General features: G+C 48.3%; 13 protein-coding genes. 11 read left to right on the top strand and 2 right to left on the bottom strand.

From position 1 onward, the window contains the following. Positions 1-24 precede the first annotated feature (24 nt). Entirely contained in the window at positions 25-1,419 is a 1,395-nt protein-coding gene (locus tag LHUE1_RS13130) for an APC family permease (protein WP_049169465.1), read from the bottom strand. A gap of 185 nt (positions 1,420-1,604) precedes the next feature. Then, complete coding sequence (locus tag LHUE1_RS13125) at positions 1,605-2,255, bottom strand: lysophospholipid acyltransferase family protein (protein WP_049169464.1); 651 nt, start codon at positions 2,253-2,255, stop codon at positions 1,605-1,607. Between the two features lie 82 nt (positions 2,256-2,337). Between LHUE1_RS13125 and LHUE1_RS13120 the strand changes: the two genes are divergently transcribed. From LHUE1_RS13120 to LHUE1_RS13070, 11 genes are all read left to right on the top strand, one after another. Next, a complete protein-coding gene (locus LHUE1_RS13120; protein ID WP_049169509.1) occupies positions 2,338-3,072 on the top strand; it encodes a tRNA1(Val) (adenine(37)-N6)-methyltransferase in 735 nt (244 codons plus the stop codon). Next, positions 3,062-3,328, top strand: a complete 267-nt coding sequence (locus LHUE1_RS13115; RefSeq protein ID WP_213291533.1) for a GIY-YIG nuclease family protein — start codon at positions 3,062-3,064, stop codon at positions 3,326-3,328. Before LHUE1_RS13120 ends, LHUE1_RS13115 begins: the two co-directional genes overlap by 11 nt. A 155-nt stretch (positions 3,329-3,483) precedes the next feature. Further along, entirely contained in the window at positions 3,484-4,272 is a 789-nt protein-coding gene (gene rpsB, locus LHUE1_RS13110; RefSeq protein WP_010488078.1) for a 30S ribosomal protein S2, read from the top strand. Between the two features lie 84 nt (positions 4,273-4,356). Further along, positions 4,357-5,238: a translation elongation factor Ts gene (tsf, locus tag LHUE1_RS13105; RefSeq protein WP_047106254.1), complete on the top strand. Its 882-nt coding sequence runs from the start codon at positions 4,357-4,359 to the stop codon at positions 5,236-5,238. A gap of 226 nt (positions 5,239-5,464) precedes the next feature. Beyond that, positions 5,465-6,184, top strand: coding sequence for a UMP kinase (gene pyrH, locus LHUE1_RS13100; protein ID WP_010488080.1), 720 nt, complete (start codon positions 5,465-5,467; stop codon positions 6,182-6,184). Beyond that, positions 6,184-6,741, top strand: coding sequence for a ribosome recycling factor (frr, locus tag LHUE1_RS13095; RefSeq protein ID WP_010488081.1), 558 nt, complete (start codon positions 6,184-6,186; stop codon positions 6,739-6,741). Before pyrH ends, frr begins: the two co-directional genes overlap by 1 nt. 587 nt (positions 6,742-7,328) lie before the next feature. After that, positions 7,329-8,081, top strand: coding sequence for an isoprenyl transferase (locus tag LHUE1_RS13090; protein WP_049169462.1), 753 nt, complete (start codon positions 7,329-7,331; stop codon positions 8,079-8,081). A gap of 35 nt (positions 8,082-8,116) precedes the next feature. After that, entirely contained in the window at positions 8,117-8,905 is a 789-nt protein-coding gene (locus LHUE1_RS13085; RefSeq protein WP_010488089.1) for a phosphatidate cytidylyltransferase, read from the top strand. Positions 8,906-8,921: 16 nt separating this feature from the next. After that, on the top strand, positions 8,922-10,163 hold the full coding sequence (gene rseP / locus LHUE1_RS13080) for an RIP metalloprotease RseP (protein ID WP_049169461.1): 1,242 nt from the start codon (positions 8,922-8,924) through the stop codon (positions 10,161-10,163). A gap of 23 nt (positions 10,164-10,186) precedes the next feature. Continuing rightward, the gene (locus tag LHUE1_RS13075) at positions 10,187-11,917 is read left to right on the top strand and encodes a proline--tRNA ligase (RefSeq protein WP_049169460.1); all 1,731 of its coding nucleotides are present in this window, start codon (positions 10,187-10,189) and stop codon (positions 11,915-11,917) included. 128 nt (positions 11,918-12,045) lie between these two features. After that, a complete protein-coding gene (locus tag LHUE1_RS13070) occupies positions 12,046-16,380 on the top strand; it encodes a PolC-type DNA polymerase III (protein WP_277848130.1) in 4,335 nt (1,444 codons plus the stop codon). Positions 16,381-16,616: the final 236 nt, after the last annotated feature.

Raw genomic sequence — 16,616 nt, 5'->3', positions numbered from 1 at the left:
CTTAAGTAAATATGATGTTGATTGTTACCTGATTTTTGCTTCGGAAACGTGCCCGTGTCTGATGCCATAGCTGAAATAAATGACCAAGCCAAACGCAAACCACGCGAGACTCATAAGCCAGGTTTCAACACTTAATTGGGTCATGAGCAACAGGCAAAAGAGAAACGACACGATTGGCGTCACTGGGTAACCGGGAACGTGAAAGCCATCGTTAGTGATGGCTTTATGTCGACGTAACGGGATGATGCCGATGGAAACAAACGCAAATGCAATCAGCGTGCCAATGTTAACAAGGTTGACCAGCTGGTTTAGCGGCACCAGCCCGCCCATGATCGCGATGATGGCGACCACTGTCCAGAGGGCATTTTCTGGTAGATGTCCGCTAATATGACCGAACCAACGGGGAAGCAAGCCATCACGGCCAATAGCATAAATCAATCGGGATGAGCTGTAAATCATCGTGACCATCATGGTGAACATGCCTGCCAGTGCACCAACCGAAATGAAACCGCCAAGACCGCGTAAATGAACCGCACCGAGCGCAAACGCAACTGGATCAGCAACGTCCAGTTTGGTAAATGGCACCATTCCTGTCAAAACAATGGCGACTAAAACATATAGGACTGTGGCGATGATCAAGGTACCGATAATCCCACGAGGCAAGGTGTGTTGAGGTTGCTTTACTTCAGGAGCTGACGCCGACACTGCGTCAAAGCCAAGGTAAGCAAAGAAAACCATGGCAGCCCCGGCGAGAACGCCTTTGGCACCAAATGGCAGGTAAGGATGCCAATTCGCCGGCTGAACGTAAAAGAAACCGACGATCACGAAAATAAGAATGATAAGCAATTTAACTAAAACCATGAGTCGATTGATCGCCATCGAAGACTGCATGCCACGCGAAAGCATAATGCCGATTAACCAAACAACAAGGACGGCAATCAGGTTGACATAAGTACCGTGGCTAGGCGAGAACGGTCCGGCAATCGCTGCAGGCAGATGGATATGAAAACCCGTTAGCAAACTGGCAAAGTAGGCAGAAAAGCTAGTCGAAACCGCAGCAACTGCCAACATGTATTCAAGAATGAGTGCCCAGCCAATGATCCAGCCAAAAACCTGCCCGAAAACAATATTGCCATACGCATAAGCCGAACCCGCCACCGGCAGTGCCGAAGCAAATTCCGCATAACACATGGCAGCCAATGAACACACAACCGCCGCCAGAATGAACGCTATCGTGATTGCCGGGCCACTCGTTGTAGCGGCAACGGTACCAGGCAAAATAAAAATCCCAGTACCGATAACGGCACCAATGCCTAATGCAATCAAATCTCGCGTCGTTAAGCTTCGTGTCAGTAAATCATCAGCTTTAAGTGCGGCCGCCAAGTCTGGCTTACGGGTCATTCTTTTCCAAAGATTCATAAGGATACTTGTCCTTTCTATTCTGCGCCGGGGAGCGCGTTATGAAGAAGTGAGCGTGAGCCAACTCCTGTATCGGCGAACGCGTTGAGGGGGCTGAACGTTCACCGGGTACTACACCCAAAAGCACATAACATCAAACGGTTCAACACAAGCCCATCCAACGAAAAAGGTTCGACAAGCGAACCTTAAACGTCACCATGTTCTTTTTCTTCCAGATATTTCTTCTTATCAGGGATGTACTTATAATCCGGATTGATCGCGTGATCTAATGCCGCAAACTTTTCTTGCAACTGATCGCTAAAGGTTGCGAGCGCTTCGTCAGTCAGCCGACCTTTTGGAGGCTCAACCGGTGATCCGAAACGGACAATTGCAGGTTTGCGTTTAAACAATGACCAAAAAGTTCCCGGGCCTTGATAGACAGCCGGTACAATCGGCGCTTTTGCCAACTTGGCAATCAGAATCGCACCGCCTTTCATATCCGCGGAGTAACGCGAGCCGGTAGGGAAAATCATTAGCGCCTTATTTTCCTGCTTTAAAGCACGGACCGGAACCTTGATGGCACTGGGCCCGGGATGCGCGCGATCAACCGGGAAAGCCCCAACTTTAACAAGTAACCAGCGCAGCAGGGGATTTTTAAACAATTCGCTTTTTGCCATAAATGAAAAATGGTGCGGCCAGGAGGCAAGTGCGAGGAAAACCGGGTCGAGCCAGGAGCGGTGAGGCGCAACCAGAACAAATGGCCCGTCAGGTAATTGTTGCTTATCCTGAGCCTTAACGTGTCCATTGATGAGCCAGAGTAAACCGGCTACGACATAACGCAGAAAACTATAAAACATGGCTTATTCTTCCTTCATGGTTAAACTTTTGTGGTAAATTATACCATTGTAAACCAGCTTTCGGAGGAAAAAGGTGTTGGAGATGTCATTATTGCCAGGTGAACGAGTCGACGTGCTGGCCAGTCGCAACATTAAAATTATACAAAGTGCCGCGGTTTTCTCGTTTTCATTAGATGCAGTTTTACTGGCCAATTTCGCCCAAGTCAAGCGTCACAGCCGAATAGTGGACTTAGCAGCTGGCAATGGTGCGGTCGGGCTTTTTTTGGCACGCGAAACAGATGGCCAGGTGACCATGGTGGAATTACAACCGCGGTTGGCAGATATGGCGCGTCGCAGTGTTGAATTGAATCATTTAACAAATGTTGATGTGCACGTGGGTGATTTAGCACAGACAACTCAGGTGGTCGCAAAGGATTCAGTTGATGTTGTGACGTGTAATCCTCCCTATTTTAAGGTGAGTGACCAAAGTATCACCAACCCGAATGATCATCTTGCTTTGGCGCGACATGAATTAACCACTGACTTCGCTACGGTGGCAAAAGTCAGTGCCGACTTGTTGAAGTATCAAGGCAAAGCCTATTTTGTTCACCGCCCGGAACGCTTGGCGGAATTGTTAGCAACCTTGACCGCGGCCGGTTTGGCGCCTAAGCAGTTGCAATTCATTCATCCGCGCGAGGATCGAGAGGCAAACATGGTTTTGATTGCAGCCATCAAAGCCGGACGACCGGATGGCTTGCGAATCATGCCGCCACTGATTGTGCATGAGGCAGATGGCAGCTATACGCCAGTCGTCAGGAGGTTGTTGCATGGTGAGTAAGTATTATTACTTTTACGTCCTCTTATGCGCCGATGGAACCTTCTATGGCGGCTTTACTGATGATGTTGAAGCGCGATTAGCCACGCACAATGCCGGTAAGGGTGCGAAGTATACGGCATCGCGGCGACCGGTTCGGTTGTTGTACCAGGAAGCGTTTTCCGAAAAGCACGAAGCACTGTCGGCGGAATGGCATTTTAAACATCAAAGTCGTCACAAAAAAGAGCAATTTTTAACCGCACATCATGTCAAGTGGTAGGGCTTGTCAAAGTCGTGAAAAGTCTGTATACTTTGTCGAGTGCGGTATGCACAAACCACATTGACTGACTGATCGTGAGTGGGGTGCTTCCTTTGAAGTCCACCTGCGAGCTGACGTTGTCAAGAGGAATAAAACCATAATGGAGGAACAAAAACATGGCAGTATTAAGCATGAAACAGCTTCTTGAAGCTGGTGTACATTTCGGGCATCAAACCCGTCGTTGGAATCCTAAGATGAAGCCGTATATCTTTACGGAAAGAAACGGTATCTACATCATCGATCTGCAAAAGACCGTTAAGATGATTGACGATGCTTATAATTTCGTGAAGGAAGAAGCCCAAAACGGCGGCGTCTTCTTGTTCGTTGGAACAAAAAAGCAGGCACAAGATGCTATTGCTGAAGAAGCAACCCGCGCTGGCCAATACTACGTTAATCACCGTTGGCTCGGTGGTACGCTGACCAACTGGAACACGATTCAAACCCGGATCAAGCGGCTTAAAGACATCAAGAAGATGGCTACAGATGGCACTTTTGATGTCCTTCCTAAGAAAGAAGTTTCACTTCTGAAGAAGCAACAAGAAAAGCTTGAAAAATTCCTTGGCGGCATCGAAGACATGCCACGGATTCCGGATGTGCTGTTCATTGTTGACCCACGCAAGGAAAAGATTGCGGTTCAGGAAGCACAAAAGCTGAACATTCCAATCGTTGCGATGGTTGATACAAACACCGATCCTGACGATATTGATGTCATCATTCCTTCTAACGATGACGCGATTCGTGCCGTTCGTCTGATTACTTCCAAGATGGCTGATGCGATCATTGAAGGCAACCAGGGTGAAGACCAAGGCGACGACCAGGATCAGCAACCAGCTGCCGATAAGAAGGCTGACTCCATGGAAGATATCGTGGAAGCCGTTGAAGGCGACAACAAAAGCGCTAACTAATTAATTAAACATTAAGCTGTCTGAGGGTTTCGCATACTGCAAGATCTGCAGGCAGCTTTTTTACAATCAAGGAGGATCAGATCCATGGCTCAAATTACTGCTGCACAAGTTAAAGAATTACGTGACCGCACCCAGGTTGGAATGATGGATGCCAAGAAGGCATTGGTCGCAGCTGACGGCGATATGGACAAGGCGATTGATGTCTTGCGTGAAAAGGGTTTGGCAAAAGCGGCTAAGAAGAGCGGCAACATTGCAGCTGAAGGTTTGGCAGAAATTGCCATTAACGGTAACACCGCTGCGATTGTTGAAGTGAACTCGGAAACCGATTTTGTGGCTTCGAATGATCAGTTTAAGGACTATGTCAACAAGGTAGCAGCGGCGATTGCTGCTAATAAGCCGGCTGATCTTGACGCTGCCAAGGCGACCAAGATGAGTGATGGTCAGACAATCGATGAAGGTGCTATTGCCTTGACCGCGGTTATTGGCGAAAAGATCAGTTTGCGGCGTTTCCAGGTCGTTACCAAGACAGACAATGAACATTTTGGTGCCTACTTGCATAACGGTGGCCAAATTGCTGCTTTGACGGTTCTGGATGGTGCCGATGACGACACTGCAAAAGACGTTGCGATGCATGTTGCTGCTATCAATCCTGAGTATCTGGATCGCAGCAAGGTGCCAGCTGATGAATTAAAGCATCAGACAGATATTTTCACTGAAGAAACCAAGAACGAAGGTAAGCCAGAAAAGATTGTCCCTCGTATCGTTGAAGGCCGAGTTAACAAGTGGCTGAGCGAGATTTCATTGGTTGATCAGGAATTTGTTAAGGATCCGGACCAAACCGTTGCCAAGTACGTTGCTGCTAAGGGTGGCACCGTCAAGGGTTACGTTCGTTATGAAGTCGGCGAAGGTATTGAAAAGAAACAAGAAAACTTTGCTGATGAGGTCATGGACCAAATCAAGGGTTAATGGCCCAACAAAAGGGGGACTGTCGACGAGGCAGGGCCCCTTTTCTATGGCAAAATGAAGGCGTCACGTTTTGGGCAAGGAAAAATTGACTGTCAGCGGGCGTCATGAATTTTTAGCTATCCAGTTGAAGAGCTGGTAAAACAGGGCAGTTGTCTGCAGCTTCTTGCCGCAGAAATGCTGCGACTATGGTAAAATAGTGCCAGCAACCAACGGAGGGATAAGATACATGGTCAAATATAATCGGATCGTTTTAAAAATCAGCGGAGAAGCGCTGGCAGGAGAGGCTGGTTTTGGGATTAAGCCGCCCGTCATCGCGACGATCGCTGAACAAATCAAGCAGGTGCATGAACTGGGTGTGCAAATCGCCATTGTTTGCGGCGGGGGCAATATCTGGCGCGGCGAAACCGGTGCCGAGATGGGCATGGAACGCGCGCAAGCCGATTACATGGGCATGTTAGCCACCGTCATGAATGCACTGGCTTTGCAGGATAATCTGGAAAGCCAAGGTGTCCCGACTCGGGTACAAACGTCGATCGAGATGCGGCAGATCGCAGAACCTTATATTCGACGCAAGGCCATTCGTCATTTAGAAAAGGGCCGGGTGGTGATCTTCGCTGGCGGTACCGGCAACCCGTACTTCAGCACAGACACAACGGCAGCGTTACGTGCTGCAGAAATCGGTGCTGATGTCATTTTGATGGCGAAGAACAACGTCGATGGCGTCTACTCCGCTGATCCTAATAAAGATACCCACGCCGTGAAGTACGAAAGTCTCACGCACATGGACATTATCAATAAGGATCTGAAAGTCATGGACTCAACCGCCAGCACGTTGTCAATGGACAATGACATCGACTTAGTTGTCTTTAACTTGAATGAGCCCGGTAATATCAAACGGGTTGTGGAAGGCCAAAAGATCGGCACCACAATCGAAGGGAGAAGCTAATGGCAAATCAAATTATCGAACAGGCAAAAACCAATATGGGCAAAACCGAAGAATCATTGCAGCGCGAACTAGGCAATATTCGCGCAGGTCGCGCCAACGCCAGTTTACTTAATCAGATTACGGTGGAATATTATGGTGCACCGACGCCGTTGAACCAGATGGCAGCCATCACTGTTCCTGAAGCGCGGGTCTTACAAATCAGCCCTTATGACAAATCTGCGCTGAAAAACATTGAAACGGCCATTAATGCCAGTGATTTGGGCATTAATCCGGCTAATGATGGCGACGTGATTCGTCTGGTGATTCCGCAACTCACAGGCGAGCGCCGGAAGGAAATTGCTAAAGAAGTCGGTAAATTTTCCGAAAATGCCAAAATTGCAGTGCGCAATATCCGGCGTGAAGGACTTGACAAGCTGAAACGTCAGGAAAAAGACGGCGATATCACCGAAGATGAATTGCATCGGCTTGAAAAGGACATGCAAAAAGTCACGGATGAAGCAACCAAGCGCATTGATGATATTGCCGCAGCGAAGGAAAAAGAAATTACCGAAGTTTGAGATCACTGAAGCTTAATGGTTGTGGGCAAACCTCAGAGGAAATCTGGGGTTTTTGTTTTTTGGTGGTGTATGGGAGTGTAGGCGTCTGTGTGTAAGGGCTTTGGGCGCGATGGCACAAGGTTTTTCACTTTCAACTGCCGGTGTTGACTGAAGCACTGTTAACCGATGCTGCACGGAAACGCGCTCCCCAGCGCAGAAGTTTGCGTGTAAGGGCCTTGACCGCAATGGCCAAAGCTTCTACCTCTGGTGTGTGAGGAGGATTCGCCGATGCTGCACGGAAACGCGCTCACTGGCGCAAAAGTCTGCGTGTAAGGACCTTGGTCGCAATGGCACAAGGCTTTTCGCTTTCAACTGCCGGTGTTGAGTGAAGCACTGTTAGCCGATGCTGCATGGAAACGCGCTCCCCAGCGCAGAAGCCTGCGTGTAAGGACCTTGACCGCAATGGCCAAAGCCCGGCCATCGCGGTCAAGCCCACTTACACTCCAGCTTCTACCCGCGCTGGCTCGCGCTCTTGTCTTTTTTCTGCTACAATCGTTTAAGACATTTGGTGCTTGAGGGTACCATGGACGTTGTGAGGAGGCGCCAGTTTGGCCACAGCCAAGGGTTCTAAAGTAAAGCTTGATCTTTCACGTATTCCTGCGCATATTGCGATTATTATGGACGGTAATGGCCGCTGGGCGAAGCGGCGGTTTTTGCCGCGGGTTGCCGGGCATAAGCAGGGCATGCAAAATGTTAAAACCATTACCAAAGCAGCGAGTCGCCTTGGCGTTAAGGTTTTGACTTTGTATGCTTTTTCAACCGAAAATTGGAAGCGGCCAGGTTCTGAGGTCAATTACTTAATGCGCTTGCCAGTCGACTTTTTTAATGACTTCATGCCTGATTTAATTAAGGAAAATGTTAAAGTTGAAGTTATGGGTGAGCTGGCCGACTTGCCTGAGCCGACACGTCAAGCGAGTGAAAAAGCTATGGCTGATACAGCTAATAATACTGGGATGATCCTCAACTTTGCTTTAAACTATGGCGGTCGTGATGAATTGGTTCACGCCGCTCAAAAGTTGGCTAAACAGGTTCAGGAAGGTGCACTCAAGCCAGAGGAAATTGATGATTCCCGTTTTTCGTCTGCTTTGATGACAGGATTTCTGGGCCCGTTAGCTGATCCCGACCTGCTGATTCGGACCAGTGGCGAGTTGCGGATTTCTAACTTTTTACTGTGGCAGATTGCTTACAGTGAACTGGTTTTTGTGGATGATTATTGGCCGGACTTCTCACCGGCTGCCCTTGAGTCGGCAATCGCAGCCTACCAAGCACGCGATCGCCGCTTTGGCGGTTTAAAAAAATAATCAATTAATGAAATGGTGATGGAGGATTTATTATCATGAAACAACGGGTCATAACGGCGGTCGTTGCCTTAGCGATTTTTATTCCGATTTTAATCCTGGGCGGCGGTTGGATCGATACAGCCGGGGCGGTTTTGGCATTGATCGCTTTGTCAGAAGTCTATATTATGCGGAAGCGGATTATTCTTTCGCCGGATTTCCTGATTGCGGCGCTTGGTGTCTTGGTCGTGGTTTTGCCAAATAGCTTTTTCCGCTGGCTGCCTGCCTTTTTGGGCCGTATCGATTTGATTTATGTTGCGGTTGCCTTGTTGCTATTCTTAACGGTCACGACCAAAAATCGGACAACCTTCGACGATATCGGCGTCTCGGTGCTCTCGTTCTTTTACATTGGCACCGGTTTTCATTACTTGATCAGCGTGCGGAATGATGCAGGACTGGATACGTTGATGTTTGCGCTGCTGATTGTCTGGCTCACTGATACCGGTGCGTATATGATCGGCCGCAAGTTGGGCCGCCACAAGTTATGGCCGGCGATTAGCCCCAACAAAACGATTGAAGGCAGCATCGGTGGCATTGTTCTGGCGTTGATTACTGCTGCTATTTACTTAATGTTTTTACCGCAATACTATACATTCTGGCCGATGATGGGCATTGCGCTGTGTTTATCCGTTATCGGGCAAATCGGGGATTTGATTGAATCCGCGTTGAAACGGTTTTATGGCGTTAAGGACTCCGGGAAAATTTTACCGGGACACGGCGGCATCTTGGATCGATTCGACAGTCTACTGCTGGTATTGCCAATGTTGCATCTCTTTGGCATTGTCTAACCTTTAAGGAGCACATATGACCACAATCATTGCCTTTATTGTTATCTTCTGCATTCTTGTGGTGGTTCACGAGTTTGGCCATTTTTACTTTGCAAAACGCAGCGGTATTCTGGTGCGTGAATTTTCGATTGGCATGGGTCCGAAGCTTTGGGCGTCACATAAGAATAATACGACCTACACATTGCGCCTGTTGCCACTGGGCGGTTATGTGCGTATGGCAGGCTGGCAGGACGATGAAGATGATATCAAACCAGGCACGATGCTGAGCTTGATTTTGAACGATGCCGGTAAAGTTGTCCGCATTAATGCCAGTGACAAAACAACATTAGAAGGCGGCATGCCGGTTCAGGTCAGTCGCGTCGATTTGGTCAAGGACCTTGTCATCGAAGGTTATCCGAATGGTGATGAAGATGCCTTGCAAAGTTGGCAGGTTGATCATGACGCCACTATCATCGAAGAAGATGGCACAGAAGTCCAGATTGCGCCGGAAGACGTGCAATTTCAAAATGCACCGGTTTGGCGGCGGCTCTTGGTCAATTTTGCCGGACCGATGAATAACTTTATTCTCGCTATTTTGACGTTCATCATTTATGGCCTGATTTTTGGTGTGCAGATTTTGAATACCAATCAGGTTGGAACCGTTCTTCCCGATTATCCGGCTGCTCAAGCAGGACTTAAATCGAATGCTAGGGTTGAATCCATCGATGGTAAGAAGATTCATTCATTTACGGATCTTTCAACACAGGTCAGCAAACATGCCGGCAAATCAGTCATGTTTACTGTCAAGCAGGATGGCAAAACACAAAATATTGCGATTAAACCGGATAAGAAAGGTAAGATTGGCGTGATGGTGCCCGTTGAGAAGTCACCGGCGCGCGCCTTTACTTATGGGTTTACCCAGACATGGGACCTAGCTGTTCGCACATGGGATGTCTTGAAGTCAATGGTCACTGGTGGTTTTTCACTTAATAAGCTCGCCGGACCAGTCGGTATTTATACTATGACCAGCCAAAGTGCTAAAGGTGGACTGGCTGGCTTGTTGTTCTTCATGGGTTACCTAAGCCTTGGTTTGGGCATTTCCAACCTACTGCCGATTCCGGTCTTGGACGGCGGGAAAATTCTATTAAACCTGATCGAAATCATTCGGCGCAAGCCACTCAAACCGGAAACTGAAGGTGTGGTCACGATGATCGGTCTGGGTTTGATGGTCTTGTTGATGCTCGCCGTCACGATTAATGACATTATGCGTTACTTTTAAATAAACTAGCTTTGGAGGCTGACATGAAACAATCACGGATGTTTATTCCCACAGAAAAAGAAGTACCGAGTTCGGCGGAAGCGAAGTCACATAAAATGATGTTGCGTTCTGGCTTTGTTCGCCAAGTTCAAGCTGGTGTTTACGCTTATTTGCCGCTCGCTGAACGCGTCCTAACTCGCATTGAGGCCATCATTGATGATGAAATGACAAAGATTGACGCGGTTAAGATGAAGATGCCGGTCTTGTTGCCAGCCGAACTCTGGGAAGAATCCGGACGTTATGAAACTTATGGACCGAACCTGTTTAAGTTGAAAAATCGCCAGGATCGTAAAATGATTCTGGGGCCGACCCATGAAGAAACCTTCACGGACTTGGTTCGCAATGAACTAAAATCGTACAAGCGCATGCCGCTGGTTCTTTATCAAATTCAGGATAAGTTTCGTGATGAAGATCGTCCACGCTACGGCGTCTTACGCGGTCGTGAATTTATTATGAAAGATGCCTATTCGTTTACCAGCAATGATCAGGATCTGGATACGATTTATCGCCAGATGGAGCATGCTTACACCAATATCTTTGATCGCTTAGGGCTGCGCTACCGCACCATTATCGGTGATGGTGGGGCCATGGGCGGTAAGGATTCCAAGGAGTTCTCCGCGATTGCGCCCATCGGTGAAGATACTATCGTCTATTCGGATAGTTCCGACTATGCTGCCAATTTGGAAATGGCCACCAGCATGGCGCTACCTAAGCAAGGCGTAGAAGCTCAGGCGGAATTAAAACCGGTTGATACCAAAGATGCCAAAACCATTGCGGAAGTTGCCGCATTATTGAAGGTACCAGAACAAAAGCTGATTAAGGCCGTTTTGTTTATGGTTGATGGCGCGCCAGTCCTGGCTTTGGTGCGTGGTGATTATGAAGTGAACGACACCAAGCTAAAGAACATTTTAGGTGCAGACTTTCTTGAAATGGCAACCCCTGAACAGGTTGAGACGGTCATGCATGCCGAAGTTGGCAATATCGGTCCCGTTAACGTCGACAAAGACGTGCGGATTATTGCCGATAACAGTTTAAGCGGCTTGACGAACCTGGTTGCAGGTGCTAATAAGGCGCACACCCATTTTCTAAATGTTAACTTTGATCGCGATGTCACGCCGGAAAGCTTTGCTGATATCCGATTTGTCAAGGAAGGCGAAGTCTCGCCGGATGGGCAGGGCGTGCTTAAGTTTACCCGTGGGATCGAAATCGGCCATATCTTTAAGTTGGGCACACGTTACTCAGAAACCATGGGTGCCAATTTTCTCGACGAAAATGGCCGCAGCCAACCCATCATCATGGGTTCATATGGGATCGGTGTTTCGCGCTTGCTTTCAGCGATTGCCGAACAGCAAGCTGACGATCATGGCTTGATTTGGCCAACGACGATCGCACCATTTGACATTCACTTAATTCCGGTTAATCTAAAGCGCGAGGAACAAAAGACGCTGACAGCTTCAATCGAAAGTATGCTTGAAGAGGCTGGTTACAGTGTTTTGGTTGATGACCGTAATGAGCGACCGGGGGTTAAATTCGCTGATTCTGACTTGATCGGGGTACCATTACGCGTAACAGTCGGGAAAAAAGCGGTCGACGAGATTGTTGAACTAAAGTTGCGTAAAACCGGCGAGACCATTGAAGTCAAGAAGGAAGAGCTGATCAGTTCGATCAAAATCCTCATGGCCCAGCTGCATAAACAAGAACAAGCAAAAGCATAATTGATTACGATGATGCTGGGGCAAAATCGCCAATCCGATGATCGCCATGTTGAAAGCAATTTCGACATGGCATTGATCACCACGCGGCGGGTTGTCCCAGTTTCTGCCATCTAAGAGGGGTGCACAATTTGGCTTTATCCCAACATGAGATGTTTGAAAAATTACTGGATCAACTTGATTTGCCAGCGGATGTCAAAAATGATCCGGCACTGGCAGAAGGTGTGGTCCAAGGCGTGACCATCCACGAGCAATCGCAGCGGTATGACTTTACGCTGGGATTCCCTGCGATTCTGCCGTTTCAGATTTTTAATCCACTGGCGACGCAACTGCCGCTTGCGTTTAAACAAATTGCCAAAACTAACTTGACCATTGCGGTGGCTCATCCGGTTTTAACCGATGAATTGCTGGCTCAGTATTGGCGATTTGTCGTGCAAAATGCGGAAATCGGTACCGGGATCGTGCGGGAGTTGTGTGAAAAGCAGGTTCCGACCTTGGTCAATGGTCGTGCGGTGATCACCGCGGAAAACGAACAGGTTCGCCAATACTTGATTCATCAAGGCTTAGGCAAGCTTGAGGAAACCTATCAGCAAGTCGGATTCACCGGGTTGCGGATGCAGGCAGACGTTGATGAAGAGCAGGCTGCCCAGTCAGTGGCCGCCTTCGAAGCCCAAAAAGCCGCCCAAACGGCCAAAATGGCACAAGCTGCTGCTGAAGTGGTTAAGCGTCAAGCCGCCAAGCAGAAACAAGAAAGCACTGATGGCCCAGTTCAAATGGGTCGTCAGCTAAAAATGAGTGACCCGCCACAGCAGATGGTAACCATCACACAAGAAGAGCGGTCGGTTACCGTTGAAGGTTACGTTTTTGATGTGGAAGTGCGTGAGTTACGCTCCAAACGGCAATTATTAATCTTTAAAATCACGGATTATAGTTCCAGTTTCATTGCCAAGAAGTTTAGTAACGGCGCTGATGATGAGGCGATGTTTGCCCGAATTCAAAAAGGCCAATGGTTACGCGTACGGGGCAGCGTTCAGGAAGATAATTATTCCCGTGAATTGACGATTAATGCTCAGGACATTCAAACCGTTTCACACCCTGATCCGACTGATGACGTGGAAGGTGAAAAACGGGTTGAACTCCATTTGCATACCAACATGAGTCAAATGGATGCAACGAATTCGATCACCGATTTTGTTAACCGCGCAAAAGAATGGGGTCATAAAGCCATCGCCGTGACGGATCATGCCGGCTTACAGGCTTACCCAGAAGCACACACAGCGGCAGATAAGGCCGGATTAAAAATGCTATACGGCGTTGAAATTAACCTGGTTGACGATGGCACACCTGTCGCTTATCGCGCTAACGAACCTCGCGACCTTGCCGATTCCGAATATGTCGTCTTTGACGTTGAAACAACCGGATTGTCAGCAGTCTATGACAAGGTCATTGAATTGGCCGCGGTTAAGATGAAAGATGGCCAAGTGATTGATCAATTTGAAGAAATGATCGATCCCGGTTTTCCCTTGTCGGAATTGACGATTAATCTGACGCATATCACAGATGACATGGTTCATGGCTCGAAGTCGGAAGAAGAAGTCTTCAAACTTTTCCAGCAATTTTGTGACGGGGCCATTATGGTTGGCCACAATGTGACGTTTGACGTGGGCTTCCTGGATAACGGGTATGAACGCCACGGACTACCGGACATCGAGAATCCTGTTATTGATACGCTGGAATTGTCGCGCATGCTGCATCCGGAACGCAAGAATCATAAGCTCGATACGTTGGCTAAGCTATATAAGGTCAGTCTGGAACACCACCATCGCGCCAACGCCGACGCCGAGGCAACCGGTTATTTGCTTTACGCGTTGGAAAAGGAAGCGGCCAAGCTTTATGGCATGACCAAGCTTAATCAGCTGAATGATCGGGTTGGAGCGGGCGATGCTTACAAGGCTGCCCGACCGAGTCATGCCGTGGTTTTGGCTAAGACGCAGGCGGGATTGAAGAATCTGTTCAAGCTGGTTTCACTTTCCAATGTTAAATATTTCTACCGCGTACCACGGGTGCCACGCAGTCAGTTGCAAAAATTGCGTGAAGGTTTGCTTGTCGGATCGGCCTGCTCCAATGGTGAAGTTTTCACGGCAATGATGCAAAAAGGGGAAGCCGAGGCCCGGGAAAAGGCTGCTTTCTATGATTATCTTGAAATCCAGCCATTACCGGTCTATCAGCCATTGTTGGAAGCAGATTTGATCAAAGGCGAATCGCATCTAAAGGATATTTTGCAAAAAATTATCAAAATCGGCGAAGATATGGAGAAACCGGTGGTGGTCACCGGGGATGCTCATTACCTTGATGAACACGATGCCATTTATCGCAAAATTCTGATTCATAGCCAAGGCGGTGCCAACCCGCTGAATCGTCACAGTCTGCCTGATGTGCATTTTCGCTCAACTCGGGAAATGCTGGATGATTTTAACTGGCTAGGTGCTGAAAAGGCCAAAGAGTTGGTTGTGACCAACTCCAATCTGATTGCTGACTGGATTGACGATGACATTTCGCCAGTCAAAACCAAACTCTATACGCCTGATGTGCCTGGTGTGGAAGACAAACTCAAGCATGATGTCATGACCACCGCCCATGAATTATACGGTGATCCTTTGCCGGAAATCGTCGAGCAACGCTTGGACAAAGAGTTAAAAAGTATCATCGGTAACGGATTCTCGGTCATCTACAACATTGCCCAACGACTGGTTTTAAAGTCAAACAAGGACGGTTACTTGGTCGGTTCGCGAGGATCGGTTGGCTCTAGTCTGGCGGCGACAATGGCGGGCATTACCGAGGTCAATCCGCTGCCGCCGCATTATCGCTGCCCTAAGTGTCAATACAGTGAATTCTTTACGCATGGCGAAGTTGGTTCCGGTTTTGACTTACCTGATAAGGTCTGCCCGAAGTGTGGCGCTGAGCTGCACAAAGACGGTCACGACATTCCTTTCGAAACCTTCCTCGGGTTCCACGGCGATAAGGTGCCGGATATTGATTTGAACTTTTCCGGTGATTATCAACCGATCGCCCATAACTATATCAAGGTCATGTTTGGTGAGGATCACAGTTTCCGGGCCGGAACAATCGGTACGGTTGCTGACAAAACGGCTTATGGTTATGTCAAAGCTTATGAACGTGACACTGGCCAGCAACTGCGCGGAGCCGAAATCGATCGGCTGGCACAAGGCGATACCGGGGTTAAACGAACAACCGGGCAACATCCTGCCGGTATTCTAATCGTCCCGGCTGATATGGATATTTACGACTTTACCCCGATCCAGTATCCGGCTGACGATCAAAACGCAGCCTGGATGACGACGCATTTTGATTTCCATTCGATTCATGACAACATTTTGAAAATGGATGTGCTGGGCCATGATGATCCGACCATGATCCGCATGTTGCAAGATTTATCCGGAGTTGAGCCGAAGTCAATTCCGACTGATGACCCTGGTGTGATGGCGCTTTTCTCTGGCACTGAAAGTCTCGGGGTTACCCCTGAACAGATCAACTCGAAAATGGGCACACTGGGCATTCCTGAATTCGGTACTCGGTTTGTCCGCGGCATGCTCGAAGAAACCAAACCGACAACCTTCAGCGAATTACTTCAAATCTCCGGTCTTTCACATGGGACCGACGTGTGGTTAGGTAATGCCGAGGAATTGATCAAGCAGGGCATTGTCACGTTAAAAGAAGTCATCGGCTGTCGTGACAACATCATGATGGACTTGATTCATTGGGGCATGGATGACTCAGTGGCCTTTAACATTATGGAACACGTGCGTAAAGGGCGCGGGATTCCGGATGATTGGCAAAAAGCCATGCGGGAAAATGAAAATGTGCCAGACTGGTACATCGATTCCTGCTTGAAGATCAAGTATATGTTCCCGAAGGCCCATGCCACGGCTTATATTTTGATGGCGTTACGAATTGCCTGGTTCAAGGTTCATTATCCGCTGGTGTACTACACGGCTTACTTCTCCGTGCGTGCGGAAGACTTTGACCTGGCCGCGATGAGCCACGGCAAAGAAGCGGTTAAGGCCGCCATGAAGGAAATCACTGACAAAGGGATGGATGCTTCGACGAAAGAAAAGCAACTCCTGACCGTGTTGGAGATTGCCAACGAATGTCTGGAACGCGGCTTCAAGATTAAAATGATTGATGTCACTAAGTCTGATTCGCATGATTTTCTGATTCAGGATGACCACACGATTCTGGCGCCGTTCCGCGCAGTTCCGGGGTTGGGCGATAACGTCGCGAAACAGATTGTTGCTGCCCGCGAAGAGAAACCGTTCCTGTCTAAAGAAGATCTTGCCAATCGTGGTAAAGTCTCCAAGACGCTGATTGATTACATGACAACCAACCATGTGCTAGACGATTTACCAGACGAGAACCAACTCTCGCTTTTTGACGGATTATTTTAAATTGTCAGGCAATATGATGGTGGCATAACCTCAAAGTAGCAAAATCATGTGAAGTTGGTAGTGACGCTTACTACCACAACGGACTGCCTGTTTGCAAGTGGCGGCTATCTATGGTATTGTAGCAATAGTAAAGTAAGGTTCTGGCGGTGAGTGAGCAGCGATGCTCACTCTTTTTATTGGCGAACGTCACGATGTTTGGCTGGCAACCGTTAGAATCAAAAGTCTTGAGTGAACAA

The organism is Lacticaseibacillus huelsenbergensis, from assembly GCF_029726355.1.
GTDB lineage: Bacteria > Bacillota > Bacilli > Lactobacillales > Lactobacillaceae > Lacticaseibacillus > Lacticaseibacillus casei.
This window is presented reverse-complemented; position numbering and strand designations above follow the sequence as displayed.

Bases quoted from the DNA above. Each gene is read 5' to 3' on its own strand.
- LHUE1_RS13130 (WP_049169465.1), bottom strand. From the start codon at position 1,419: ATGAATCTTTGGAAAAGAATGACCCGTAAGCCAGACTTGGCGGCCGCA.
- LHUE1_RS13125 (WP_049169464.1), bottom strand. From the start codon at position 2,255: ATGTTTTATAGTTTTCTGCGTTATGTCGTAGCCGGTTTACTCTGGCTC.
- LHUE1_RS13120 (WP_049169509.1), top strand. From the start codon at position 2,338: ATGTCATTATTGCCAGGTGAACGAGTCGACGTGCTGGCCAGTCGCAAC.
- LHUE1_RS13115 (WP_213291533.1), top strand. From the start codon at position 3,062: ATGGTGAGTAAGTATTATTACTTTTACGTCCTCTTATGCGCCGATGGA.
- rpsB (WP_010488078.1), top strand. From the start codon at position 3,484: ATGGCAGTATTAAGCATGAAACAGCTTCTTGAAGCTGGTGTACATTTC.
- tsf (WP_047106254.1), top strand. From the start codon at position 4,357: ATGGCTCAAATTACTGCTGCACAAGTTAAAGAATTACGTGACCGCACC.
- pyrH (WP_010488080.1), top strand. From the start codon at position 5,465: ATGGTCAAATATAATCGGATCGTTTTAAAAATCAGCGGAGAAGCGCTG.
- frr (WP_010488081.1), top strand. From the start codon at position 6,184: ATGGCAAATCAAATTATCGAACAGGCAAAAACCAATATGGGCAAAACC.
- LHUE1_RS13085 (WP_010488089.1), top strand. From the start codon at position 8,117: ATGAAACAACGGGTCATAACGGCGGTCGTTGCCTTAGCGATTTTTATT.
- rseP (WP_049169461.1), top strand. From the start codon at position 8,922: ATGACCACAATCATTGCCTTTATTGTTATCTTCTGCATTCTTGTGGTG.
- LHUE1_RS13075 (WP_049169460.1), top strand. From the start codon at position 10,187: ATGAAACAATCACGGATGTTTATTCCCACAGAAAAAGAAGTACCGAGT.